The organism is Dolichospermum circinale AWQC310F, from assembly GCF_000426925.1.
GTDB lineage: Bacteria > Cyanobacteriota > Cyanobacteriia > Cyanobacteriales > Nostocaceae > Dolichospermum > Dolichospermum circinale.
The window spans coordinates 1-24,932 of the sequence record NZ_KE384672.1; the positions used below are offsets into that span (position 1 = coordinate 1).

The 24,932-nt window shown below is 37.8% G+C and carries 25 protein-coding genes; 13 read left to right on the forward strand and 12 right to left on the reverse strand.

Features of this window, described 5'->3' with window-relative positions; all coding sequences use genetic code 11:
• Positions 1-72 (forward strand): hypothetical protein (locus ACIR310F_RS27555; RefSeq protein ID WP_155963662.1); only part of this gene is annotated, 72 nt, incomplete at its 5' end.
• Positions 73-843: 771 nt separating this feature from the next.
• On the opposite strand, the gene ACIR310F_RS0106520 is transcribed toward ACIR310F_RS27555, so the two are convergent.
• On the reverse strand, positions 844-2,133 hold the full coding sequence (locus tag ACIR310F_RS0106520) for a homoserine dehydrogenase (protein WP_028083116.1): 1,290 nt from the start codon (positions 2,131-2,133) through the stop codon (positions 844-846).
• 144 nt (positions 2,134-2,277) lie between these two features.
• The gene (petH, locus tag ACIR310F_RS0106525) at positions 2,278-3,630 is read right to left on the reverse strand and encodes a ferredoxin--NADP reductase (RefSeq protein ID WP_028083117.1); all 1,353 of its coding nucleotides are present in this window, start codon (positions 3,628-3,630) and stop codon (positions 2,278-2,280) included.
• An 803-nt stretch (positions 3,631-4,433) separates the two neighbouring features.
• Here petH and ACIR310F_RS0106530 point away from each other — a divergent pair.
• Positions 4,434-5,438, forward strand: coding sequence for a phosphoribulokinase (locus ACIR310F_RS0106530; RefSeq protein WP_028083118.1), 1,005 nt, complete (start codon positions 4,434-4,436; stop codon positions 5,436-5,438).
• 155 nt (positions 5,439-5,593) lie between these two features.
• Here ACIR310F_RS0106530 and ACIR310F_RS0106535 read toward each other — a convergent pair whose 3' ends face one another.
• Positions 5,594-5,842, reverse strand: a complete 249-nt coding sequence (locus ACIR310F_RS0106535) for a Ycf34 family protein (RefSeq protein ID WP_028083119.1) — start codon at positions 5,840-5,842, stop codon at positions 5,594-5,596.
• Positions 5,843-5,922: 80 nt separating this feature from the next.
• Here ACIR310F_RS0106535 and ACIR310F_RS0106540 point away from each other — a divergent pair, with 80 nt between their 5' ends.
• The 3 genes from ACIR310F_RS0106540 to ACIR310F_RS0106550 all read left to right on the forward strand — a co-directional run bounded on the left by ACIR310F_RS0106540 (position 5,923) and on the right by ACIR310F_RS0106550 (position 8,886).
• The gene (locus ACIR310F_RS0106540; protein ID WP_028083120.1) at positions 5,923-7,200 is read left to right on the forward strand and encodes a tRNA nucleotidyltransferase/poly(A) polymerase family protein; all 1,278 of its coding nucleotides are present in this window, start codon (positions 5,923-5,925) and stop codon (positions 7,198-7,200) included.
• 52 nt (positions 7,201-7,252) lie between these two features.
• Positions 7,253-8,050 (forward strand): Tab2/Atab2 family RNA-binding protein, encoded by a 798-nt coding sequence (locus ACIR310F_RS0106545; protein ID WP_028083121.1) that lies wholly within the window; start codon positions 7,253-7,255, stop codon positions 8,048-8,050.
• A gap of 83 nt (positions 8,051-8,133) precedes the next feature.
• Entirely contained in the window at positions 8,134-8,886 is a 753-nt protein-coding gene (locus ACIR310F_RS0106550) for a metallophosphoesterase family protein (protein ID WP_028083122.1), read from the forward strand.
• A 9-nt stretch (positions 8,887-8,895) separates the two neighbouring features.
• Here ACIR310F_RS0106550 and ACIR310F_RS0106555 read toward each other — a convergent pair whose 3' ends face one another.
• Positions 8,896-9,750, reverse strand: a complete 855-nt coding sequence (locus ACIR310F_RS0106555) for a M48 family metallopeptidase (RefSeq protein ID WP_028083123.1) — start codon at positions 9,748-9,750, stop codon at positions 8,896-8,898.
• Positions 9,751-10,117: 367 nt separating this feature from the next.
• Between ACIR310F_RS0106555 and ACIR310F_RS0106560 the strand changes: the two genes are divergently transcribed.
• Positions 10,118-10,651, forward strand: coding sequence for a DUF4330 domain-containing protein (locus ACIR310F_RS0106560; RefSeq protein WP_028083124.1), 534 nt, complete (start codon positions 10,118-10,120; stop codon positions 10,649-10,651).
• Between the two features lie 189 nt (positions 10,652-10,840).
• Complete coding sequence (locus tag ACIR310F_RS0106565) at positions 10,841-11,596, forward strand: hypothetical protein (RefSeq protein WP_028083125.1); 756 nt, start codon at positions 10,841-10,843, stop codon at positions 11,594-11,596.
• A gap of 48 nt (positions 11,597-11,644) precedes the next feature.
• Here ACIR310F_RS0106565 and ACIR310F_RS0106570 read toward each other — a convergent pair whose 3' ends face one another.
• The gene (locus ACIR310F_RS0106570; protein ID WP_035367720.1) at positions 11,645-12,301 is read right to left on the reverse strand and encodes a glycoside hydrolase family 24 protein; all 657 of its coding nucleotides are present in this window, start codon (positions 12,299-12,301) and stop codon (positions 11,645-11,647) included.
• Positions 12,302-12,422: 121 nt separating this feature from the next.
• Here ACIR310F_RS0106570 and ACIR310F_RS21775 point away from each other — a divergent pair, with 121 nt between their 5' ends.
• Entirely contained in the window at positions 12,423-13,100 is a 678-nt protein-coding gene (locus ACIR310F_RS21775) for a DUF1997 domain-containing protein (RefSeq protein WP_051289497.1), read from the forward strand.
• Positions 13,072-13,194, forward strand: coding sequence for an alpha/beta hydrolase (locus tag ACIR310F_RS25305; RefSeq protein ID WP_155963646.1), 123 nt, complete (start codon positions 13,072-13,074; stop codon positions 13,192-13,194). Before ACIR310F_RS21775 ends, ACIR310F_RS25305 begins: the two co-directional genes overlap by 29 nt.
• 11 nt (positions 13,195-13,205) lie before the next feature.
• Here ACIR310F_RS25305 and ACIR310F_RS0106590 read toward each other — a convergent pair whose 3' ends face one another.
• Positions 13,206-13,676, reverse strand: coding sequence for a DUF4079 domain-containing protein (locus ACIR310F_RS0106590; protein WP_028083127.1), 471 nt, complete (start codon positions 13,674-13,676; stop codon positions 13,206-13,208).
• 203 nt (positions 13,677-13,879) lie between these two features.
• On the opposite strand from ACIR310F_RS0106590, the gene ACIR310F_RS0106595 reads away from it, so the two are divergent.
• From ACIR310F_RS0106595 to psb35, 3 genes are all read left to right on the forward strand, one after another.
• Positions 13,880-15,163 (forward strand): ankyrin repeat domain-containing protein, encoded by a 1,284-nt coding sequence (locus ACIR310F_RS0106595; protein WP_028083128.1) that lies wholly within the window; start codon positions 13,880-13,882, stop codon positions 15,161-15,163.
• A gap of 654 nt (positions 15,164-15,817) precedes the next feature.
• Complete coding sequence (locus tag ACIR310F_RS0106600) at positions 15,818-18,112, forward strand: transglycosylase domain-containing protein (RefSeq protein WP_051289498.1); 2,295 nt, start codon at positions 15,818-15,820, stop codon at positions 18,110-18,112.
• Positions 18,113-18,328: 216 nt separating this feature from the next.
• Entirely contained in the window at positions 18,329-18,526 is a 198-nt protein-coding gene (gene psb35, locus ACIR310F_RS0106605; RefSeq protein WP_028083130.1) for a photosystem II assembly protein Psb35, read from the forward strand.
• 239 nt (positions 18,527-18,765) lie between these two features.
• Here the strand turns inward: psb35 and ACIR310F_RS0106610 are convergent, their stop codons facing one another.
• The gene (locus ACIR310F_RS0106610) at positions 18,766-19,188 is read right to left on the reverse strand and encodes a tellurite resistance TerB family protein (RefSeq protein ID WP_028083131.1); all 423 of its coding nucleotides are present in this window, start codon (positions 19,186-19,188) and stop codon (positions 18,766-18,768) included.
• A 57-nt stretch (positions 19,189-19,245) separates the two neighbouring features.
• On the reverse strand, positions 19,246-20,586 hold the full coding sequence (locus ACIR310F_RS0106615; protein WP_028083132.1) for a 16S rRNA (cytosine(967)-C(5))-methyltransferase: 1,341 nt from the start codon (positions 20,584-20,586) through the stop codon (positions 19,246-19,248).
• Positions 20,587-20,713: 127 nt separating this feature from the next.
• Between ACIR310F_RS0106615 and ACIR310F_RS27275 the strand changes: the two genes are divergently transcribed.
• Entirely contained in the window at positions 20,714-20,836 is a 123-nt protein-coding gene (locus ACIR310F_RS27275) for a hypothetical protein (RefSeq protein WP_269208342.1), read from the forward strand.
• A 145-nt stretch (positions 20,837-20,981) separates the two neighbouring features.
• On the opposite strand, the gene ACIR310F_RS0106620 is transcribed toward ACIR310F_RS27275, so the two are convergent.
• The 4 genes from ACIR310F_RS0106620 to ACIR310F_RS25310 all read right to left on the reverse strand — a co-directional run bounded on the left by ACIR310F_RS0106620 (position 20,982) and on the right by ACIR310F_RS25310 (position 24,872).
• Positions 20,982-22,430: a glycoside hydrolase 100 family protein gene (locus ACIR310F_RS0106620; protein ID WP_028083133.1), complete on the reverse strand. Its 1,449-nt coding sequence runs from the start codon at positions 22,428-22,430 to the stop codon at positions 20,982-20,984.
• Positions 22,431-22,896: 466 nt separating this feature from the next.
• Positions 22,897-24,015, reverse strand: coding sequence for a DnaJ domain-containing protein (locus ACIR310F_RS26685; protein WP_231387420.1), 1,119 nt, complete (start codon positions 24,013-24,015; stop codon positions 22,897-22,899).
• Between the two features lie 12 nt (positions 24,016-24,027).
• The gene (locus tag ACIR310F_RS26690; RefSeq protein ID WP_231387422.1) at positions 24,028-24,624 is read right to left on the reverse strand and encodes a PspA/IM30 family protein; all 597 of its coding nucleotides are present in this window, start codon (positions 24,622-24,624) and stop codon (positions 24,028-24,030) included.
• A 71-nt stretch (positions 24,625-24,695) separates the two neighbouring features.
• Positions 24,696-24,872, reverse strand: coding sequence for a hypothetical protein (locus tag ACIR310F_RS25310; protein WP_155963648.1), 177 nt, complete (start codon positions 24,870-24,872; stop codon positions 24,696-24,698).
• Positions 24,873-24,932: the final 60 nt, after the last annotated feature.

The following is a 24,932-nucleotide window of genomic DNA, read 5'->3' on the forward strand; positions in this document are numbered from 1 at the left end:
GATAACGTTCTCACCGGTGGTGCGGGTGCTGATACTTTAATTGGTGGCGCTGGTAATGACTCCTATTATTAGTTACCTTATCCGGTACATCAGGATTTAATAGCACCAATGCGAATTTAAACCTGTTCGGTGGTACTTTCTTGTTTAGTTAATAGCTTTGTTGGGTTTTCTCAACCCAATAACTTCGGGACTTTGTTGGGTTACGCTGTCGCTTAACCCAACCGACAATTATCACAAAGCGCAAAAAACCGCGAAAAATTTGATTTTTGGTATTGACAAAGGATTTTAAATATGTTATCCTTATCTGGATAAGGAAGAAATATCTTAAAATATTTAAAAGTAGTGTGTGTTAGCGACCAGTAACGCACCTTTGGTGAGTAATTTGTGTGTAGAATAGCGATCGCTATAAATGGGCAGCAAGTTAAGCTTGAGTGAGGTACACTTTGTGCGGGCAAGATGCCCACACCACAAGAGTTTTATTATTAATATCTGTACTTCATAATGTCGAAAACTGCTGTAAAATCCCCCTCCTCATCCTGTACATCCTTTAATCCTGGATATCCTGATTCTGACATTACCCCACAAAGCAACAATTAACGCAAAAAAAACCGCGAAAAATTTGATTTTTGGTGTTGACAAAGGATTTTATAAATGTTATGCTTATCTTGATAAGGAAGAACTATCTTAAAATATTTAAGAGTAAGGTGTGTTAGTAGTAGGTTGGGTTGAGAAAACCCAACATCAAACCTAACCTAAATTTAGCGGATAACGGTGGGTTAGCACAGCGTAACCCACCCTACTAGTTTGTTACTTTGTTGGGATATACAAGTTTCTGTTTTTTTTTCACAGCACTCGTAATACACTAGGAATACTGTCTATAGATTCCATAGCTTGAATTTCTGCTAAAGCTTGTCTAAAGTTCCCTTCCCGGACATCATGGGTGACAACCACAATTTCCGCTAGTTCTCCCTGAAAACCAGTTTGGACAACTGACTCCAAACTTACCCCATAATTGCCAAAACAAGTCCCTAATTTCCCAATAACTCCCGCTTGGTCTTGACTCAAAAAGCGGGTATAAAACCGCGTCACTAACTCAGAAATTGGCGTAATTTGAGAGTAATATTGATGTCTACAAGCTAGGAGAGGATTTGGTTTATTTGTATTAGTTTTGAGGTTAGCTACCAGACTTAATATATCTGATGATACAGCACTCGCGGTAGCACCAGCACCAGCACCAGGACCGAATAACATCACCCGGCCAATGGGTTCTCCTTCCACAAGAATGGCGTTATAAACACCATTAATACTAGCTAAAGGATGGTTTTGCGGTACTAAAGTAGGATGAACCCTAACTGAAAGTTGGGAATTATCTGTATCTAAGTGTTGGGCTATCCCTAATAACTTAATCACAAATCCTAACTTAGCAGCATAGGTAATATCTGTTTTTGTGACTTGGCGAATTCCTTCACAATGGACATCTTCTCGATTAATTCGCCCGTCAAACCCTAAAGATGCCAAAATAGCAATTTTATCTCCCGCATCTAAACCATCAACATCAGCAGTGGGGTCAGCTTCAGCATAACCCAATCTCTGAGCATCTGCTAAGACATCATCAAAATCACTACCTTCTGTTTGCATCCTGGTGAGGATGTAGTTGGTCGTGCCATTGACAATACCCATGATAGCATTAATCCGGTTAACGCTTAAAGACTGTTTTAAAGGTTGAACCACTGGAATACCACCACCAACAGCCGCTTCTAGCATGACATAGACACCAGCTTGATTCGCAGCAGTAAATATTTCCGCACCAAATCGAGAAATTACAGCTTTATTAGCGGTGACAACGTGCTTACCATTGTTAATAGCTGCGAGAATTAATGTTCTGGCTGGTTCTAATCCTCCCATTAACTCTACAACTATATCCACCGCTGGATCATTAACAATGGCCTCTAAATCCGTCGTGATTACACCTGATGATAATTCTACAACACGAGGTTTAGTGAGCGATCGCACCCCCACCCGATATATTTCAATTTCCTGTAACAGTGGGTGACGGCCTACCTTGTCTTGTAACAGTTGTACTGTACCTGTTCCTACTGTACCTAATCCGAGTATTCCTAATTTAACAACCACAGATTTTGCACCCACAATGAACTTATATAGAAATATAGAATAAAACAATTGTAGGCAGAGCATAAGCCCTACCTACTAATTATCTTCTTTTAATTGTCCAATGACCAATGACTAATAACCAATGACCAATGACCAATGACTAAATTAGTATGTTTCTACGTGCCAGCGGTGAGCTTTTTTCAGGTCTTTTTGGTAATCACTCCAGGTTACACCTTCTTTGGCCGCCGCAGCGCTTAAAGCCGCATCAATGCCATCTTCCATACCGCGCAAACCACAGATATAAGTGTGGGTTTTGGGATTTTTAATCAATTCCCACAATTCATCAGCGTGTTCCGCCACACGGTCTTGGATGTACATTCTACCACCTTGGGGGTTATTTTGTTCCCGGCTGATAGCATAGGTGAGACGGAAGTTTTGAGGATATTTCTCCTGCATTGCTTCCAATTCTTCTTTATAAAGAATATTGGGAGATGTTGGTACACCAAACAACAACCAGGAAAATCCTTTAAATTGATATTCTGGGTTAGCTTTTCTTTCTGCGTCCTTAAACATCCGCCACAAGTAAGTCCGCATAGGCGCAATACCTGTACCTGTTGCTAACATAATTATATTAGCTTCTGGATCTTCAGGTAACAACATTTCTTTACCAACAGGACCTGTGATTTTGACATCATCACCTGGTTTGATTTTAGTCAGATAAGTAGAACAAACACCATAAACTGTTTCACCAGTTTCAGGATGCTTGTACTCTAGCTGACGAACACACAAGGAGATTGTTTTGTCATCTAGATTATCACCGTGACGAGTGGAAGCAATCGAGTAAAGTCTTAGTTTTTCAGGCTTACCGTTTTTATCCAGTCCAGGAGGGATAATACCGATACTTTGACCCTCTAGATATCTTAAGTCACCAGTAGATATATCAAATTTGAGGTGCTGAACAATACCGATTCCACCCTCTTTAACTAATGTTTCATTAGAGATACACTTACCAATAAACGGAGCGTTAGGACGATAAATGTTCACAGGAACGTCAGCATGGGCATCTTTTTTTGCTTTTGCTTGAGTCATGGTGTTGCCTTTTTTCTCCTTAGCCGATGATTTAGCAAAGCCTTTCGCCTCACTAGGATTAATCACAGGTGTGACTTTACCATGTTCCTCGTTACTAGCATTCACCTCAGCTTTGACTTCTGTACTAACCGCTACATCAGCCGTACTAACTGTGACATCAGTTGTTACCAATTTAACTTGGCGATTGACTTGCTGTAAAGCTGTAACAGGTTGAATACTAACAATTTTACCACCTAAGCGAGTGATCCGTCGCATTTCTTGATTCATGCGGTTGTAAGGTACTCTGATGAATACACTGCCACTTTCACGAATTGGGTAGTTGGTTTGATCAGTTTTTTCACTCTGACGCAGACCTATCACTTCGTAAACGAAGACGCGGCTACCTGATTCTATATTGGCAGCACCCTCAACAGCACCTTGATTGTACATTCCTTCTACCACTCCGATATTTACTTAACCGTTTATCAAAAAAATCATTCCCATCCTTATAGGAGCTTTAGTTTACCGGATTTTCGGATCACAAAACTGCCCATCTGGGAAAACGACATCATAATTATGATGCCGGCTCACACTCGCCCAAGACCGGTAGGCATGGCAAAAAACACACCTGTTCACCTTCTAAGTTAGAGGATAAGTCCGGGCGAGAATGTTAATAGTGAATCACTTTAATCTTTTTTTCTCGAACTATATAGTTTTAGGTTGATGAAAAAACATTTTACAGCATCTTGATACTGCAAAAACCCCGGCTATGAGGACAAGCCCCTGCCTTTGTTAAAATGTCCCGAAGGCGTACATGATAACTTTGTCTGGATATTCCCCTAAAACTGCTTATCCTATCCTACCATGACAGTGTTAACATACTTGATGATTATAAATTTATAGAGATTTTTTTTGTTTCTGATTCAGGCTTAAAAAAAAATTGTATCATCTATGGCAAAATATTAGCTAGACAACTGCTAGGGGAACTAGATTCTTTCTCAAGGTAAATCTTGTGCGAGTACACTCCCTTCTGTTAAAATCTAGTGCAACACTAAGATTAAATACTTACCAGCGATAAAATTAGGCTCATTCGGACGAGTAACTGCCATTAGCTTACACGTTATCCGTTGAAAGAAAGTCATTGTTATCCTGGATAGCCAGAACCTAGGGGTGTACCATGAGTGTAAGCTCCTGCATTCAAAATCTGTTGTGAGAAAAATTATTGATTGACATTTAGTATTTAGAGAGGATTTATGACAAGTAAGCCGGAACGTGTGGTATTAATTGGAGTAGCGGGAGACTCTGGATGCGGTAAATCTACGTTTTTACGTCGCTTGATTGATTTATTTGGTGAAGAATTTATGACAGTTATCTGTTTAGATGACTATCATTGCCTAGATCGGAAACAGCGTAAACAAACAGGCATAACCGCCCTTGACCCAAGAGCAAACAATTTTGACTTAATGTATGAGCAAATTAAAGCTCTCAAAGAAGGTCAAACAATTAATAAGCCGATTTATAACCACGAAACTGGCAATATTGACCCACCAGAAATAGTCAAGCCAAATCATGTTATCGTAGTGGAAGGGCTGCATCCTTTATATGATGAACGGGTTAGAGAACTATTGGATTTCAGTGTTTATTTTGATATCAGTGATGAAGTCAAAATCGCCTGGAAAATTCAACGGGATATGGCCGAGAGAGGCCACCGCTACGAAGATGTTCTCGCACAAATCAATTCTCGGAAACCTGATTTTGAGAAATTTATCGAACCACAAAGAGAATTTGCGGACGTAGTTCTACAAGTATTACCCACAAACTTGATTAAAAACGATACAGAACGTAAGGTGTTACGGGTACGGATGTTACAAAGGGAAGGAAAAGAAGGCTTTGAACCAACTTACCTATTTGACGAAGGTTCAACAATTCAGTGGACTCCTTGCGGACGCAAACTAACCTGTTCTTACCCAGGTATGCAACTATACTATGGTTTTGATGTTTACTATGGTCGTTACGTCTCAGTTTTAGAAGTAGACGGTCAATTTGACAACCTGGATGAAGTAATTTACATTGAAACCCATCTAAGCAAAACCTCCACCAAGTATCAAGGTGAGATGACTCACTTATTAGTGCAACACCGCGAATACCCCGGTTCTAACAATGGTACTGGTTTATTCCAAGTATTGACAGGTTTGAAAATGCGTGCTACTTATGAACGCTTAACAGCTAAAGAAGCAAAACTAGCTGTTGAAGTCTAAATAAGACTAAAATAATAGTATTTGCGTGATAACTAGGGAGGGACATTTTTAATTGTTTCCTCCTTTACCAAACCCTTACTCTCTGCGCCTCTGCGCCTCTGCGTGAGAAAAAATCATGCTTTAATTAATTCACCAAAATCCAAAACTGGAAACACCTAAGTGGGGACTAACTCACCAGGACGTAATTTAGACCATTTACCTATTTCGGGTTGGAAACTCAGACAACCAACAACATCCCATTCCATTTCAATTATCTCGCCTTGCGTGCGAATATTAACATTAATGGTGGGTTCGTGAGGATCAAAATCTGGTGTTTCTGTTAAGTGTAACTGTTGGTGCTGGGTTTCTACGGCGTTGTAAGTAACACAGCGGTCTACATAGTGGCAATTCACGCAAATACACATATTAGAACCAACTCTCAAAACCTTTATAGTTAATATAGCTCATGCCAAAATAATCAGCATTAGTTATTGGGTTGATTTTGATGACAATATCCGAATTAGTTACTTCTCGTCTATCTCCTGAAAATTGGCCTTTTAGTCTGGAATATCTGCCACAACCCGTTTATATGGTTGGTGGTGCGGTTCGTGATGGAATTTTGGGTAGAATGCGGGAATATATGGATTTGGATTTTATTATCCCATTAAATGCGGTGCAGGTGGCAAAAAAGATTGCTCAACGCTATCAAGCTGGTTTTGTGTTACTTGACGCTGAAAGACAAATTGCGCGTGTCGTGTTTCCTGAGGCTACGGTTGATTTTGCTCAACAGGAGGGGGAAAGTCTCATTAATGATTTATATAGGCGAGATTTTACTATTAATGCGATCGCTTTTAATCCCCATACACAAGAAATTATTGATCCTCTTACAGGTTATAAAGACATAGAATCTGGTATTTTACGCATGATATCACCTGTCAATCTGCAAAATGATCCTTTGCGGTTAATGCGGGCTTATCGTCAAGCTGCTCAACTGGATTTTACTATTGAACCAGTTACTCAAGATACTATTCGCAGTTTAGCAACAAGTATTAGCCAAGTAGCAGCGGAACGAGTACGGGTAGAAATTGGTTATTTATTAGCTAGTGGTCGAGGAACATTGTGGTTAAATACGGCTTGGAAAGATGGTATTTTGACCCATTTATTTAAAAATGCTACTGACAAAAGTTTTATTAAATTAAATGCAATTGATCAAGCATCTGATTTAATTAGTCAAAACTGGCAGAGATTAGGCCGAGAATTAACCAAATATGTCCGTAATACTGTCAAGACTTCTTGGTTAAGTATTGCTAAACTTGCTTGTCTTGTTGATTCAAACCCAGAAACCGCTGAAATAGAATTACAAAAACTTACCTACAGTCGGGCGGAAATTCGCGCGGTAACAACCGCATTAAGACTTTTTTCAGAAATAAAAGCGGAAAATATGTCTTTGCGGAAACAGTATTTTCTGTTTCGGGAAATGGGAATTTTATTTCCGGCGGTGTTGGTATTAGCTTTGGCAAATGATATTATAAAGCAAGGTGCGTTTGCAGAAAGTATGTTTGTTACTTATGAACCTTTAATCAAACGTTATCTTAACCCGAATGACGCGGTTGCACATCCTATTCCTTTACTCACTGGTAAAGAAATTATGACAGAGTTAAAAATTCCCGCTTCACCATTGGTAGGGGAATTATTAATGGAAGTTGGTGTTGCTCAAGCTGAGGGAAAAATTTCTACATTAGAAGCAGCTATAGAATTAGCCAAAAATTTAGTTCAGGTTTAAACTAAACTTGATAAATTCCTCTTTGATTGGTTTAAGTTAAATGGGTTAAAAAATGGGTTTGATTTGGCAGGCTGATTTTTATCGTAGTCCGCTACAAAGTGCTAAAGAGCAGATACTATGGGAACTATTAGTTTGTGATCAAACTCGCAGTTTTGAGTATGTAGCGAGTTGTCCCCAATCACAAGCTAATTCTACTTGGGTCACTCAACAATTACAATTAGCAGCTAGGGAAAATTTACCAGATATCATTCAGGTATTTCGTCCTCAGTCTTTAAGTTTAATAGAAACTGCGGGCAATAATTTAGGTATTAAGGTTGAAGCTACTCGGAGAACTTTGGCTTTAAAACAGTGGTTAGCATTAAAGCAATATCCTGTCATTGTGGACAAACCACCTCCAGTACCATTACCAGAAAATATCTGGGGGGAAAAATGGCGTTTCGCAACCATTCTAGCAGGTGATATTGTAGATGAGTTTAGAGAACGGCCAATTCCTATTTTACAAATACCAGAATTTCTCAAACCGATAAATCTAGGTTTGGCTGCTACAGTTCCTATACCTGGTGTGATTATCTATGGTGGAAGACACTCTATGAGTTTAGCACGGTGGTTGCACAAAAGCAATCCTGTGTCATTAAACTATATGAATGGTACACCTGATGGTTTGATTTTAGAAGCTAGTTTAGCAGATAGATGGATTTTAGCGACTTTTGCAGATGAAGAAGTTAGGGCTGCGGGGAAGTTATATCAGCAACGTCAACAGCTAAGTCAGGGCTTACATTTTTTGTTAGTACAACCAGATGATTCGGGAATGACTTACACTGGTTTATGGTTATTGCAACAAGAAGAATAAACAGTAAAACCGTTTTGTCCGGTAAAATAGACCAACAAGAATGTAGTCAAAATAACCAGTTAATTTATTTAGGCTAGAAACAGATGAGCGAAATTAGTCAGCGTAGGGTTATTATCGGTGATGTACATGGACACTATCAAGGTTTGATGTTACTGCTGAAGCAAATAGAACCCGCATCAACGGATAAAATATATTTTTTAGGAGATTTAATTGATCGTGGTCCGCAAAGTGCAGAAGTAGTAGAGTTTGTTAAAGAAAATGACTACCCTTGTTTACTAGGTAATCATGAGCAGATGTTATTAGAGATAATGACTGGTAAAAATACTCAGTCAGCCAGTATGCAAGGATGGTTATATAATGGAGGACAAGCGACAGTTGCTAGTTATCGGTCTGGGAAAATTCCTCAAGCGGATATAGATTGGTTTGAAAGTTTACCCACATATCTGGATTTGGGAGATTTTTGGTTAACTCATGCAGGTGTTAATCCTTACAAAGCCGTATCAGAACAAACACTTAATGATCTCTGCTGGATCAGAGGAGAGTTTCACAGTATGACTAAACCATATTTCCCAGATAAAATGATTATCGCTGGTCATACTATAACCTTTACCTTACCTGGTGTTGTTCCTGGTAATTTAGCCCAGGGACAGGGTTGGATAGATATTGATACTGGTGCTTATCATCCTCGTAGTGGTTGGTTAACTGGACTAGATATCACAAATAAGTTGGTTTATCAGGCTAATGTGTTTAGTCACGCAGTACGCATTCTACCATGGAAAGAGGTAATTACAATAATTGAGCCAAAGGAATTAATAGGTAGCCGTCGTCATAGGTAAAAAGCCTAATTACTGCAAAAATGCTCTAATTTTAGATTGATAGGCTAAATTATCCAAACCGTTATTTTGATTAGTTGGTTGATTATTAATCTGACGCTGAAGAGAAATAACTCGCTCACTCGCGGCTGGGTGCGTACTTAAAAATGCAGGTACAGAACTACTACTCTGTAACTTTTTCATAAAAGAAATCATAGCTGATTGAGCATAACCAGTGCGGGTGATGTTCGCTAGTCCTCTTTTATCAGCATCAAATTCGTCTTTGCGACTTCGGGGAAGATTTAGTGCGAGTTGTACACCAATACCTACGGCTTTATTTTTATCTAAACCTGCTATGGTAGCAACACCAGTGGTAATAGCTTGTTGTCGGATTTGTTTAATTAAATGTTTACCCTCAATATGACCCATTTCATGTGCTAACACACTAGCTAATTCTGCTTCATTATCTGCGGCTTTTAATAAACCTGTATTCACATAAATAAAACCACCAGTAGTCGCAAAAGCATTAACAGCAGCATCTTCGACTACTTGAAAAGTATAAGGGATATTTGGGCGATCGCTATTAGCCGCTAACCGTCTACCTACTTCGTTAATATAGTCATTTAATTCTGAGTTATCAGAGATTTTGACTTCTTGCTGTAATTGCTGATTCATCTGTTGACCAAGATTAACTTCCTGACGATCGGATATATTAGATAAGTTAAATATCTGTACCCCTTGAAATAGAAGCGGTAATAAATCTATAGCTTTACTTGGTAAAGGTGTACTCAAACATACAGACAAAGCAACAATTACAGAAATCAACGGATATAAACAGCGTCGTTGCCATAAACGGTAGTTTATCCGAAATCCTTGCCAGTTAATCATAATCTAGTCAAATGAGATGAGATTTGTACGAGAACTTAAAATCAGAGGACGGATTTTCAGATTAGTAAGTTGCATTTTCCACTTCAAGCAGGGGTTGGGGGTAAAATCCTTATTTGGGATGGATTTGTGGAAAAATTTTGGATCTGATACAGATGTAAGATGCTGTAATATCAGGTGTAAATAACTTACTACTATCATGTTAGACTATTTCATGACCATAACCCTTAGCTGCTGTCAATTTCGATTCAGTGATCAAGATTGTGGATCATTTGCAAAAAACTTCTTAGTCTTAGTACAATCAATTACCTAGCTGAAAACTTAACTGAAATTTACCCAAAACTTATCCAAAATTTATCCAAAACTGGTTATGGCTATTTTAGATTCCAAAGGTCGCTTGTTTGGTAAAATCAATCTCTTAGACTTAGGTGCTGCACTAGTAATTTTGCTGGTAGTAGTAGGTATTTTTATTTTTCCTGGTACTTCCGGTTCTGTGGCTCAAGTGGGTGCGAAAACAGTACCAATTGAGGTAGATTTAGTGGTACGTGGCCTTAATGTTCGTGACCCTGAACAATTATTTAAACAAGGATTCACAACTGGTGGTAAAACTAATGTGATTATCCGCAATCAACCCTATGGTCAAATTGGGATTAAATCTATTAAAGAGTTAGATAGAATGCTTACCATTCCTCAACCAGATGGTTCTGTGAAGGAATTACCAGATCCTAGAAAGAATAATTTTAGCACGGATTTTATCTTAACTTTACAAGACAAGGCCACAGTCACTAAGGATGGACCAGTTCTAGGTAATAACAAGGTGAAAATCGGTATGACTTTTGAATTAGAAGGTTTTAACTATAATTTCAATGCGTCTGTAATTGATATTCGGTTACAAGATAAATAAGATTATGGTTAGCTGTGAAATTTTCCTGATTTTATCCTCTTCTTGAGTAAAAATTTAGTAAAAAACGGCTTTCCAAAATGGCAGTATATTAACTATGTTTCGTGCCAGCTTGAAGCTGTTAATTGTTCATTTCTCTCTCTGGGATTTAACAATGTATAAAAACAATTTATAATCAAATGGGTAAATACTGTGATACAGGCTTCTTTTTCTTGGAGACAATTCATCAACCAAATTTCGGAAATCAAGACAGGAAGCAGAGAAGGGCGCATTTTTAAACATTTCTCTGAACCGGGTTTTTTGCTGGGTTTATTAACAATAATTGTGGCTATGTTGTTATGGAATTGGCAACTATTGTTAGCACTTATTGTTGGTATTAGTGTGATGGTATTTACTTACTTAATACCGAAATTTAATTGGCAATTACACTGGTTAGAAATACGCAGGTTAATTAGTAGTCCTAACATTCGTTTAGCTTATTCTATCGCTAGTGGTGGGGTTGCGACTGTGATCACTTACATGGCTTCAGCAATTTGGGTTGATTCCCCTAGTCCTTGGTTGGCTGCTGGTGCTATTATTCAGGGTATAGGTACATTATTGACTTTAATTTTGTTGGTGTGGCAAATATTTAGTTTTCAGGGAAGTCAACAACAAGATTATCTTGATAAGTTGTTAAGCGATTTAACAGAAACAGATCCTTTAAAACGTTTACTTGCTGTAAGTAAGCTGAATAAGTTTATTTCCCGTCAGCGATTTGACACAGCATTGCAACAAGATGTAATAAAATGCTTGCAAATTTTCCTGAGTCAAGAAAAAGAGGTAATAATTCGGGAAGCAGCTTTAGACTGTTTACAGAATTTAAATGGTTTACAATTGCTAAAACCAATTAATACCAAAGTTATTACACCTATCTCCGTCAAAGCGAAAAGCAAAGTTGTTATAGATTAATTTAATGTTTTGAGTAGAAAGACACAAAGGCCTTGACTGTTCCTTGATTCAATTTTGCTGTAGTTCTTCTTTTAAGACTTGCTGATAGATATTAGGTAGAGAACGACTAACAGAATTAGTTTCTATACCATATCCTAAACTTGTCCAAGTCGGGGAAAGTTTTCGGAAAACATCATTTATTTTTTGCTGACGTAATAGTGCGGGAATATCCACACCCCAAACTCGTGAGTCATTTAACCAACGGTAAACTACCGTATCTTGATACTCTGCTTCAAAACTATAATTAGTCCAAAATATCTTATGTTGAGGTTTTGGGTGATAGCGGGGGGCAATTTGATGCCAAGTTGTGTTAATAATTTGATAGCGACCAGCAGCAGTGGAACAGTTACCCGTATTTGGTCCAGTAACGATAGTCACGCATTTTTCCGGGTGACGACTCAGATCATGAACTTGTTCACCACCATATAAGATAGAGTAGGGACGGTTACTATTAGCTTCACTGGCGGAAATAGTTCGCATTAATGCCCGGATATAAGGATCTCCGCCGCGCATAACTAGAGGAGGCTGTTTTCTAGTAAATACAGGTTCGGGGGATAATTGAACATCCCCATAAATATACCACTGAAACAGGTACACAAATCCCAAAAGTGAGGCTAGGGGAGCAATGAGTTTTTCTACACCTTTTAGTTCAAAGCTTTTCAGAATTTAACTCCTTTTAATTAATGAAATTTGAGAAACTTTCAGTAGGCTAAGATAGCATTAGGCATTTTGAAAATCATTAATATAGAAAAATAAGCAAACTTGAAGATATACAAAAAACAAATTTATGGTAACAAACAACAGGGAATATCAATCTTTGGAAGTACAAGAGTCTACTTCAAGCATTAACGGAAGCGTATCAGCTAATGATAATTTATTAACACAAGAGAACATAAGTCACACTAGATTTTATGGGAGTTATCAAAATTGTATGGAAATATATGCAAGCCTGGAGCAGGTAGAGGCGTATTTTAACGATCATGCTTCATGGTTTAGCCGTTGTGCAGAACCTATGAAGGTAAAAGCTTTGAGTGAAAATAGTTATGCTTTAGTTGTGGGTAAATTCGGTGCTTTTGGTTATGATGTAGAACCAAAAATTGGTTTGGAGTTATCAACCTCTCAAGATCGAGAATACCACATTCGGACTATTCCTTTACCTGATTATCAAGCTCCTGGTTATGAGGTAGATTATAAATCATTAACACGGTTAATAGGTGGTTTGGATGGGATTACACGGGTCGAATGGGAATTAGATTTGGTAGTTGAGTTACACTTTCCTAAATTTATTCAGCGATTACCTCATACTTTAATTCAGTCTACAGGCGATCGCATTCTCAATCAAATTGTTCATCAAATTTCCCGTCGTCTCACACGCAAGGTAAAAAAAGACTTTTATCAATCTTTAAATATACCGCAGTGGAATAGGAAATGGTGCAATGAAAATCAGTCAATTGACAATTGGTAATAAACAATTAACAATGTATGAGAAGAAATTACTCATTACCAATTACCAATTACCCATTACCCATTACCCATTACCCATTACCCATTACCAATGACTAATGATAATCTAAGCATTAGTTAAAATTCTCTGGATAATTTCGATACCAGAGAAAGCTTGCCATGCGAAAAGTCCTAAAATAGCAAAATTTAACAATATATGCGTCATCCTAGCCCAATTTGCTCCTTTTTGCATAAAAGGAGACAAAGATGCAGAAAAGGCAATTAAACCTGTCATACTTAATCCAGCTAGAAGATGAGGTCCGACAAATAATTTACCATTATTAATGTAAGTAACAGCCATACCACCAATAGAACCTGCTACCATCAAAGCTAAGATGATAGAACCTATTTGGTGGTGTTTGATAGTATATCGTCCTTTAACTAGCTCTTTCTTTTCTTCACCTTGAGCATTTCTGGTACGCTGTACTTGCAACCCTAAATATGCAGCATATAGGGAAAGCGCTAATAGTACCCACATGATAGCTGGGTGAGCAAAATTCAGCCAAAATTTTATTGTTGGAGTCAATTCAAGAGCCATATTTTTTACTTTCCTTTATTAAATCTTCATAAAACTTAGCATATTTAACAGATATTTATTTTCTTGACTCAGCAATTTTCCCACCTTACTGAATTAGGATATGAAAGTGAAACATTCTAGCTCCTAAACCCTTACCCTGTGCGTTTTTGCGTCTAGATCGTGAAACACAATTCATATACATCTGATAAAATAGGATATAACGAATGACAGAAAATAAAGATACCACATTGCTGAAGGCCGTGAAAAGTGGAAATATCAAAGAAGTGTCCGCGCTGCTGGCTTATGGGGCGAATGTGGATACAACCGATAACCATGGAAATACGGCATTGATGTTAGCTGCGAATTTAGGTTATACGGAAATTGTGCGATCGCTCTTAGATGCTGGTGCTAATATTAACTTAGCCAGAAAAAGCTATCACTTAACAGCATTAATGTTAGCTGCTAGTGCTAATCAGATAGATGTTGTCAAACTATTAATCTCTAAAGGAGCAAATGTTAATGCTATTAATGAAGATGGTAGTACAGCATTAATGATAGCATCACTAAAGGGTTATGTTGAAATTGGACAAATCTTATTAAGTGCAGGTGCTGATGTAAAAATTAACGACAAAGATAATGATACCGCGTTAAAACTCGCAGTTAAACACAAACATCCGGCTATGGTCAAAGTGTTAACACAAAATAATAACATTGTCAATAGTCAAGATCGCGCAGGTGAGACAGTATTAATGATTGCCGCAGATTTAGACTACTTAGAAATAGTACAAGCACTGATATCATCCGGGGCTGATGTTAATATCAAAAATGTTGATCATCAAACAGCATTATTAGCAGCTACAGCAACAGGAAATACCGATATTATAACTGCTTTATTAGATGCAGGTGCAGAAATTAATCACCAAGATCAAGAAGGGGAAACAGCGTTACATTTAGCCGTTGTGGAAGAATATATTGATGTAGTCAAAATCTTACTACAAAGAGGGGCAGATGTGCAAATTAGAAATCATTTGGGAGATACACCTTTACTAATAGCCGCATTCCAGGGATATAGTGATATAGTAGCAGTTTTGCTGGCTGCTGGTGCAGATATGGAAAAGAAAAATTTTGGAGAAGTTGCGCTGACATTAGCAGTATCTCAAGGACATTTCCCAACAGTGAAATTATTACTTGATTATGGTGCAGATATTAACAAATTAGCAGATGATGGTAAAACTGCTTTAGTTAAAGCCATAACTGCAAATTATCCCGAAATCTTTCAGTTATTACTAGCAAAGGGAGCAAATATAAACCTACAAAACTCTTCAGGAGCAACGGCTTTAATGTGGGCTGTAGCTGAAGGTTATAGTCAAGCTGTGGAAATGTTACTACAATCTGGGGCGGATGTCAATTTAAAAAACCAGGGTGGTTATACAGCTTTAATGATTGCAGAATTTAATAATTATCGAGGTATTAGCAAGATATTAAGAGAAGCTGGAGCGCGGGAATAATTTATTTAGAATAATTTATTTAATTTATGTTTAATTTAGAAATGGGAAATTGAAAAAAAGAGAAACATCAAGATGAAATATTTAGAGGGTGAAAAGAAGTAAATTTACCTTTTACCTTTACCTTCTTTCTACCTTGATGTTTCCTACTGTGCTAGATGTGAATAATATATATTTTTTGATTTTGATTTGTAGTATTAAAATTGGCATTTTATAAGTAAAAAAAATTACTTTTACCATCAATACATCCCTCCTAAGTCTGATTTTAGGCATATTTTCAATAGTTAGGAGTAACTATAAAGAAAAAATTAAAGTTTTGTCAAATAAGATTTTTAAATTATCTTAAATTATCTTAAATAATTATTTAAAATATCCCGACTCAGAGGATTTTGGCAAAGAGAAGCAGTAAATACCAGGATTTACACAAAATATACCTCCCTAAACCTAGAGTGGTTGCTTATTCCGTGACTCATGTATAATTGCTATACCTTTAGATGATCCTTATCGTCCGATTAAATTTTTCAAAGCAGGTGATCTCAGAAAAATAGACGAAAAAAAGATTAAATACCTCATGTGATTAAACAATAGCTCTAACTGTGATAAAATAAACAAGAAATATTGCTGCTAACTACAGCAAATGAAAACTTACTACCGAAAATGCAGGTGAAGGCAAAGCAATTATTAAACCAGGTGAGAACCCTATCATCTAGAATCTTGAGTAGCGATAAACCATTTTATCGTCGTTTTTGGTTTTGGGCAGGTTTAGGTGTAGGTGGTGGAATGATTGCTTTCCATTACATAATCTTAGAAATAGATAAAAACTTACCAGATCATTCCGCACTCAAAGCAGTAGTGCGAGAACAAACACTGACTATTAAAGCTGCTGATGGTACCGTGTTACAACAGCAAGGTGAAGCAACTAGAGAGCAGTTACAACTAGAACAAATACCAGATCATCTCAAAAAGGCCTTTATTGCTTCAGAAGACCGAAGATTTAATCAACACAATGGAGTTGATATCCAAGGAATTATGAGAGCGGTAATCAATAATTTGCGATCGCAAGATGTGGTAGAAGGTGGTAGTACCATTACCCAACAGGTAGCCCGCATTCTCTTCCTCAAACAAGAAAAAACCTTCTGGCGTAAACTCAAAGAAGTCCGGTTAGCCCAAAAAATAGAGCAGCAATTAACAAAAGATCAGATTCTCGAACGTTATCTAAATCTTGTATATTTAGGCTCTGGTGCTTATGGTGTAGGCGATGCAGCTTGGGTATACTTTGGTAAATCCATAGATCAACTTACCTTATCAGAAATGGCCACCTTGGCTGGTTTAGCTCCTGCACCTAACCTCTATGCACCGGACAAAAACCTAAAAGCAGCCACAGAACGGCGAAATTTGGTGTTGCAGCGGATGGAAGAAGATAGCATAATTACACCAGTACAAAAACAAGCCGCTATTCAAGAACCATTAATAGTTAACAGCAACTTACCCAAACGGTGGCAGGTAGATTCCCCCTACTTTACTACCTATATTCAAAAAGAATTACCAAAGCACCTTTCCCCTGATATCTTAGCTAATGGTGGTTTGGTGGTAGAAACTAGTTTAAACCCAACTTGGCAAAAAGCCGCAGAAACCGCAGTCACAAAAATCTTGAAAAATGAAGGACGGTGGCAAAACTTTAAAGAAGCGGCCCTGGTGGCCATAGATCCTCGAAATGGGGAAATTCAGGCCATGGTGGGAGGAAAAGACTTCAGTAAAAACCAATTTAATCGCGTTACTCAGGCACAAAGACAACCAGGATCAACCTTTAAAGGATTTGTCTATGCTACAGCGATCGCAACTGGTAAAAACCCTTATGATAGCTATTTAGATGAACCTTTATCAATAGATGGTTATGAGCCAAAAAACTACCATGACAATTTCTCCGGCTGGTTAAATATGAGGGATGCTCTCACTAAATCCGTAAATACAGTTGCAGTAAAGGTATTAATAGATGTAGGATTTAAGCCAACCATTCAACTAGCCCATGATATGGGAATTAAATCAGAACTAAAACCTACCTATTCTTTAGCTCTTGGTTCTAATGAAGTCAACCTATTAGAACTAACTAATGCTTATGGTACATTTGCTACCCAAGGAAATTATACAGAAGCCCATGGGATTCGTCGCATCCTCAACCGCGAAGGGAATGTCATCTGGTCGGCTAAATATGAACCTAAGCAAGTTTTAGATGCTGATAGTAGCACCATTATGACTTGGATGTTACGAAATGTCGTCAGGGAGGGAACTGGGGCTGCGGCTGAATTAGATGATAGACAAGTGGCCGGAAAAACAGGAACTTCTGATGAAGCCCGTGATTTATGGTTTATTGGTTATATTCCCCAAGTTGTCACTGGAGTGTGGTTAGGGAATGATGATAATACCCCTACCTATGGTAGTAGTGGTAGCGCCGCTTATGCCTGGCATGAATTTATGAAAAAAGCAGTAGAGGGAATGCCTGTGGAAAAGTTTCCTAACCTGCCCAAACTAGAAAACCGCAAAGGTACTATTAAAGCTGAACCTATCAAACCTCAAAAAGTTATCCGTAGAGTGATTAATGATAATGATCAAAAATCAGATCGGGATAATACTGAAAATTCTGATTCATCAACAAGAAGGAGACGCAGACGACGCTATTCTCAGGAAGAAAATACAACAGAAAGCACCCCCAGACGCAGACGACGCTATTCTCAGGAAGAAAATACAACAGAAAACGCCCCCAGACGCAGACGACGCTATTCTCAGTCCCAAGATAACACATCTGCCTCCTCTCGCAGAGAAAGACGATATCGCAGCCAAAAATCACGGACAGAAAATTCATCTTCTTCAACAGAGAATAATTCTGGAGACTCTTCACCACCACAACCTTCCTGGAGGGAAAGACTTAAACCCAATTCTTCACCAGAAAATTAAATTAATACAGCGGTTTCCGATCTGATGAAGTACAAAGTTGAATCATGAAACTCTTGTGGTGCGGGCATCTTGCCCGCTAAATATGTACCTCATAACACCGGGAAGTGCTGTATTATGTCTTTGAATACAGGAAAGATTTTTCCTGGGGCAGATGCAGGTGATCCGCTCAGTTTATACTTTATGAAGAAGTGTAACCTACATTAAGCGAATATCCTCATGAGTTATTTATTGCTCCAAGTTACAGCCGAAGCGACAGGAAATCACTTTCCCTTAGCTTTCACTTTGGTGTATGTAGTCGGTTTTATCGCTGCTGTCACCATTGGTTCAATTGCCTGGTACAACTCCAAACGTCCCCCAGGTTGGGAGAGTAAGGAGCGTCCTAATATCGTCCCCAAGGTCGAGAAGGAATCATAGGACTGACGCAAACCTCACAAAAAATTCTAATTTTTTGATAATTTTTTGTTGCTCTGTAGTCAGGGCTTTAGCCCTGATTTTGTTCGCGTAGCGTCTCGAAAAGAGGACTAAAGTCCTCACTACAATTTAGAATCTGATGCCAGTTGCCTAAGTCCTGAATAAATTAAGTAATAGGTGATCCGTAATGGGAAAAGAATATATTACCCATTACCCATTACCTATTACCTATTACCTATTACCTAATTCTGCACGTCAACACAACGACGGTAGAGCTTTTGAATTTGCTTCAGCAGTATAGTGTGTGCTGCTTGGTTAGCACCACTAGACTTACTTAACTCTGTCAATTGGGTAAGAAGTCTTGCTTCTTCAATGGCTATATCACCATCACTATAAATCAGGCCACTTATCGCTTCAATTAAATTCTCATAATCTTCCTGTGTTGGGCGATCGCCTAAATACTCTTTTACCCATTTATAACAGTCCTTCGGCTTCACTGGCACTAATTCATACAACCAAGGCTTAATTTCAGGATCACTAGCTAAACCCTTAGCTTGAGCTATTTCCCGCAAATATTGCTGTTCTTCCGGCTGGATTTTACCATCAATCCAAGCTGCTCCAATCAGGATTTTTACTAGGTTTTTGACATGGGAATTATTAACCATTGCTGCCTCCTCTGGTAGATTCCGGCTTTGATTAGATCTTACAATCACTGTTGATATTCACTGAGAATCCTTAGATTTTTTTAAGCGCACCATGAAAAAACCATCCATATCCTGTTGGTGAGGCCAGACTTTCAACCAACCAGGAGTAGTATTATTAAATAATTCAAAAGGGTGCGGCTCTATTTGCCAATGGGGGTTGACTGCTAAAAATTCCGAAATGACCTGCTCATTCTCCTCTGGGTGTAATGTACAAGTTGCATAAACTAAAACGCCCCCAGTCTTGACAAAAGTTGCATTATGTGATAATAATTGTTTCTGTAATTGGCAAAGTTCTTGTACTGAATTAGGGGTTTGTCGCCAACGCGCATCAGCGTGTCTGTGCATAGTTCCCAAACCGGAACAAGGAGCATCAAGTAATACACAGTCAGCAGTTTGAGAGAATTGCGGCAAATTGCGGCTATCTCCTATACAAGTATGAATAGATTGTAAATGCAGTCGTTGGGCATTTTCCTTTAATTTCCGTAACCGAGAAGCAGTTTGATCACAAGCCCAAATTTTACCCTCATCTCCTATTAATTCCGCAATATGGGTAGTTTTTCCCCCCGGTGCTGCGCAAGCATCAATTACCACATCACCAGGTTTAGGGTCAAGCAAATAACCAACTAACTGGGCGCTACTATCTTGGACTGTCCACCAACCTGCACAGAAGCCGGGTAAATTTTGAATTGGGCCATTATTACCAATTAATCGTAAAGCTTGGGGTAAATTAGGAATAGATTTAACTAAAATACCAGCAGCTTCAAAAGCTGATTTTACCTCTTTTAAGGAACTACGCAGGATATTTATTCTTAAATCAATTGTCGGGGTTTGATTCATCCAAATACACAGTTTTTCTGTTTCTTCAAAACCCAATTGTGATAACCAAACTTCAATTATCCAATTGGGAAAACTGTGCAAAATTCCCAATTTTTCTACGGGATTTTCTGGTAAAATTAAAGGCTCTGAGGATTTTTCTAAAAGTCGAAGATATTGACGTAATAAACCATTCACAAAACCAGTTAAACCAGGAAAACCATTTTCCTTGGCTAATTCAACAGTGGTATTTACAGCCGCAGAAACAGGGATTCTTTCCTGATAACGCAGTTGATAAAAACCCAGATGTAAAATCGTGCGGAGGTCTTTTGGTTGTTGTTGGTTTTTTTTGGTAGCAAGTTGGTCAATGATAGCATCTAAAGTCCGTTGTCTTCTCACACTACCATAAACTAATTCTGTCATTAATCGGCGATCGTTGTCCGGTAACTTAAACTTTTGTAATACCCGGTCTAGAGCCACATCAGTATAAGCTCCTTTATGAACTTCTTTGAGAGCAATAAAAGCTACTTGTCGGGGGTTGGTCATGAAATTAAGTGAATAGGACTTACTCAGGCAGGTGAGAGGGAACAGGGAACAGCGATCGCTATATAATTAATATACTAGCTAAATAGTAGGGTGTGTTAGCGACAGCATAACGCACCATTTTAAATCATTGACATTATCAGAAAATCCCCATCTTCATCCTGGATATCCTGATATGGCTAACGCCACGCTTCGCTATCAGACATTACCCCACAAAGCAACAATTAACGCAAAAAAACCGCGAGAAATTTGATTTTTGGTGTTGACAAAGAATTTTAAATATGTTATCCTTGTCTTGATAAGGAAGAACTATCATCCTTACTATTCCCTACCCTCAATAGATATTGTGGAGCGGGCAAGATGCCCGCTAGAATCATACAAATTAAATGCAGTACAGCTTAATGATTCATGTAAGGATCTATACTGCCAATTTCAAATTCACAGGCTCTAGAAATGGTTTCTGGGGGTAATTCATCAAAACTAATTAATGATAAATGATTGGGATTATTGATTAATTCCTGGGCTAATAAATAACCGGTAATTGTCCAAGTTTGATATTTTCTCGCTTGTTTACCAATTAATCTCCCTTTTTTACCATCATAATATTCTGGCCATTCATCTTCACTCAGTCGAGATTTAGCAATTTCAATGGCTTTTTGTGCTAATTCTGGTTTTTTGGTTTTTACCGCTGCTGCTGCTAACATCCACATTAAAACAGGCCAACTTCCGGCATTATGATATGACCAGGGAATATTTTTTGGATCACACCCTGTTACTACTCGATATTCCTCACCTTGTAAAGCAGGATAACAGATTTTAATAGGCATATCTCCTACTAAATCCTCCCATCTTTTTTCAATCAAATTCATAATTGCTTCAGACTGTTCTTCTGTAGCAAGATCAGAAATTACAGCCATTAAATTTCCGAGAGTGAAAAAACGAGTATCCATTTGTGATGGTCCAACATTTCCTGCAAAATAACCCCCTTTTCTGGGTAGCCATTTATCCAAATCATAATAAGGTAAAGAATCTGCATAAATATTGAAAAGATTAACCGCAGCTTTACCGTATTCTTCCCCTTTAAACCGATAAATTGTATTCAAACGATGAATATCTATCCAATAATGCTGACGAAGATGACCACATAATAAAGGTAAACGGTTATCAATGGCTTCAATAATATCTTGATTACCTTGGCAAATTAGCAGTTCTCGCGCTGCACGTAAAGCCGCAAAAAACAGAACTTGAATTTCTAAAGGATGTCCATAAATACCCATGCGTCTATCTATCATACACGCGCCGTCGGGAACTAATAGAGTTGGGTACATATCAAAACGATTAGCCAAACAGATATCTATAATTAACCTAATTCCTGTTTGGAATTGAGGTTGATAAGCTAAAGATGAATCATTAGTAGCGACTACATAAGCCCGCAATAAAATCAACCACCATAAACAAGAATCAACCGGTGTCACCCTAGCAATAGCGTGTTCACCAAAATCAGCTTCTAAAAATTCTTCCCCATTAGCAGAAACGACTTTAAAACTGGCTGGAATTAGACCTCTACCGGGTTTATAGGCATCTAATGCTTTTTCTTGAGGCTGTAACTTTAATGTTTCTTCTAGGAAGTTTTTGACAATATCTGTTCTACCTTTAATCAGAAAAATTAACGCCGAAGAAACGAAATCTCGAATAAAACATTGGTCATAATTTAGTGCTTCTACGGATGAATCATAAGCCGCTACAGTACCTACAGGCTGACCTTTATAATAGAGAATTGAATTCTCTAATACTTGCCATGCTTCATTTTCTATATTTTGACTTGTCTCTAATTTATTTAGTTGCATTTCCAGACTAACTCCATTTAGATAGTAGATTTTTCGGGAGTAGATACACCTTTAATTATTGTTTATGCCATTTTCATCATAACTTTGAAATAGCAAATATCAATCCAGTCAAAATACTAAAACTTAGTCAATGTAAAAACCTAACTGCACAGTATTTAGCAGTTTTCTTAACTTCTGAAAATACACCTCATTCCGTGTATTAGAATCACAGAATTTTAGTATACATACTTGATCAGGAATTTGCTATTGAAATCAAAAAAAATATTATTCCCCTACAACTTAACAATTTATAACGTTTTTTGAAAATATGCAACATAAACAATTCACAAAAATTCAAAAAAACTCAAAAAAATCAGAAAATTCAAAAAATCTAGTTATTAATACTGATAAAGCTATCTTTCTTTGATAGACTGTGAAAAAATCAAGTTTATAGGGCAAAATTCCCAAATTTCCACTGATTTTATGATCAATTATGTGTGTTTAATTGCTGCTGAAACTTTTGATATGCCTGATTAACTGCTTGCATGGCAGTTTTAGCACTAACAGAACTGTTAATATCAGGATGATATAATTTAGCTAATCTCAGATAGGCCAGTTTGACATCTTTGGGGTGAGTTTTCGGTTCTACGCCTAAAATTTCCCACCATTCCCCAATTAATGGTAAATTATCGCTGCTGTCAAGTTGCCAAATCTTGATAGTCCCACTTTGATCAACACTAATCAGCATTGTACCATCTAGACTAAAAACTAGAGGACTAAAACCAGAAATAGTTGCCAATAATGCCCCAGTTTGAAAATTCCAAAGTTTGATAATTCCCTCTTGACTACTACTAGCAACAATTTTACCATCTGGGTGAATAGCAATAGCAGAAATAGCCGTTGAGTGGATTTTCAGAGTCCGGTATAATTCCCCTGTATGAAGATGCCACAGTTTAATTGTACTATCTGTACTACCACTAATAAAAGTTTGATTATCGGGAGTAATTGCTAATGTATTTACTGCTGCTAAATGCTGATTAATAATATAACGGTTTTCCCCAGTTTGTAAATTCCAAATTCTGATAGTTTTATCAGCACTTCCACTAACAAGGATTGTAGAATCAGAACTAATAGCAATAGCTAAAACTGCATCTGTGTGTCCATTTAAAGTCCGTTTAATTGTTCCTGTAGAACTTTGCCAAATTCTGATGGTTTTATCCCCACTAGCACTAGCAATAATATTACCATTAGGACTATAAACAAGTGCATTAACAAACCCATTATGGCTATAGGGAGAAGTTAAATAAGAGAATGTGCAATGATATTTTTTTGTTTCCAATTCCCAACTACTGATTTTCCGATCTATAGTACCACTAATTACCTGTTTTCCGTCGGGACTAATAGCCACAGATAACACAGCTTCCCCTTGTCCAGAAAAAATATAAAGACATTTTCCAGTTTGCAAATTCCATAAATTAACTTGTCTGTCATTACTACCACTCACCAAAGTTTTATTATCAGCATGAATAGCTACACTATTCACTCTAGCCGTGTGTCCTTTCAGAGTTTTTACACATTGCCAATTTCCCATTATTTGAGAAGCCATAGTTAATATTTTTTAGGGTTCATTTTTTGCAGTTTGACTATTTATCTTCACCTTTAATTTTTCTAACTCATCATCAATTTCTAAAGCCGTAAATTTGCCATGAAGATCATCACCAGATAACTCTAGTAACGCTGCAAGATAATAATCATTATAATAATCATTTTGTAAAATTTTCTCCTGCATACGTTCAAAAAGCTGCATGGGAGTTTCTTTAAATTCAGAATCATTTAATAGTTTAGCCACACCATAAGCAGCAAGTCCTAAAACTGCACCAATTCCTGCCATGGGTACAGTACCAATACCGAACGCTAAACCAACTTTAGGCGCGACAAATCCCATATTACCGATTATATGAGAAATCCCAAAACCACTCATAGCACCAATACCCATTGCACCAAAAGCTACTGTATCCCCTGTTCTCATTCCCTCAAAAGCACCATAAGCAGCAGCACCAATAACAGCACCCGCAGCCGTTACAGAAGCCCCACCTATTCCTAGACCACCAAAGCCGCCAACTATTCCCATACCTCCCACAGTGGAGGAAATAGTTGCACCTGTTAACGTTCCTGTAGTAATAAATATTGCACCTGGTTGGGATATTGGTTTCATAGGATGTAACCGGAAACTTGATTTTTACGTAAGGGTAATTTATATTTATAAATTACAGCATCTCTCCTACTTTACGCCTCTGGTGGTTCATTTACCCGAAAATCCCTCTCACTCTCGTGTCGTTTTGTTTTGTGTAAGTCCTGAGATAAGTAAGTGAACGGAAAAAAACCGACACAAGTAACGAAAAGTAAAGTTGCCCAAAACCTGTTCCCTGTTCCCTGTTCCCTGTTCCCTTGCCCCAACGACAATTTTTAACGCCAACCTACTTACATAAAATATGCCATTTTGATGACGAAATATTAAGGAAT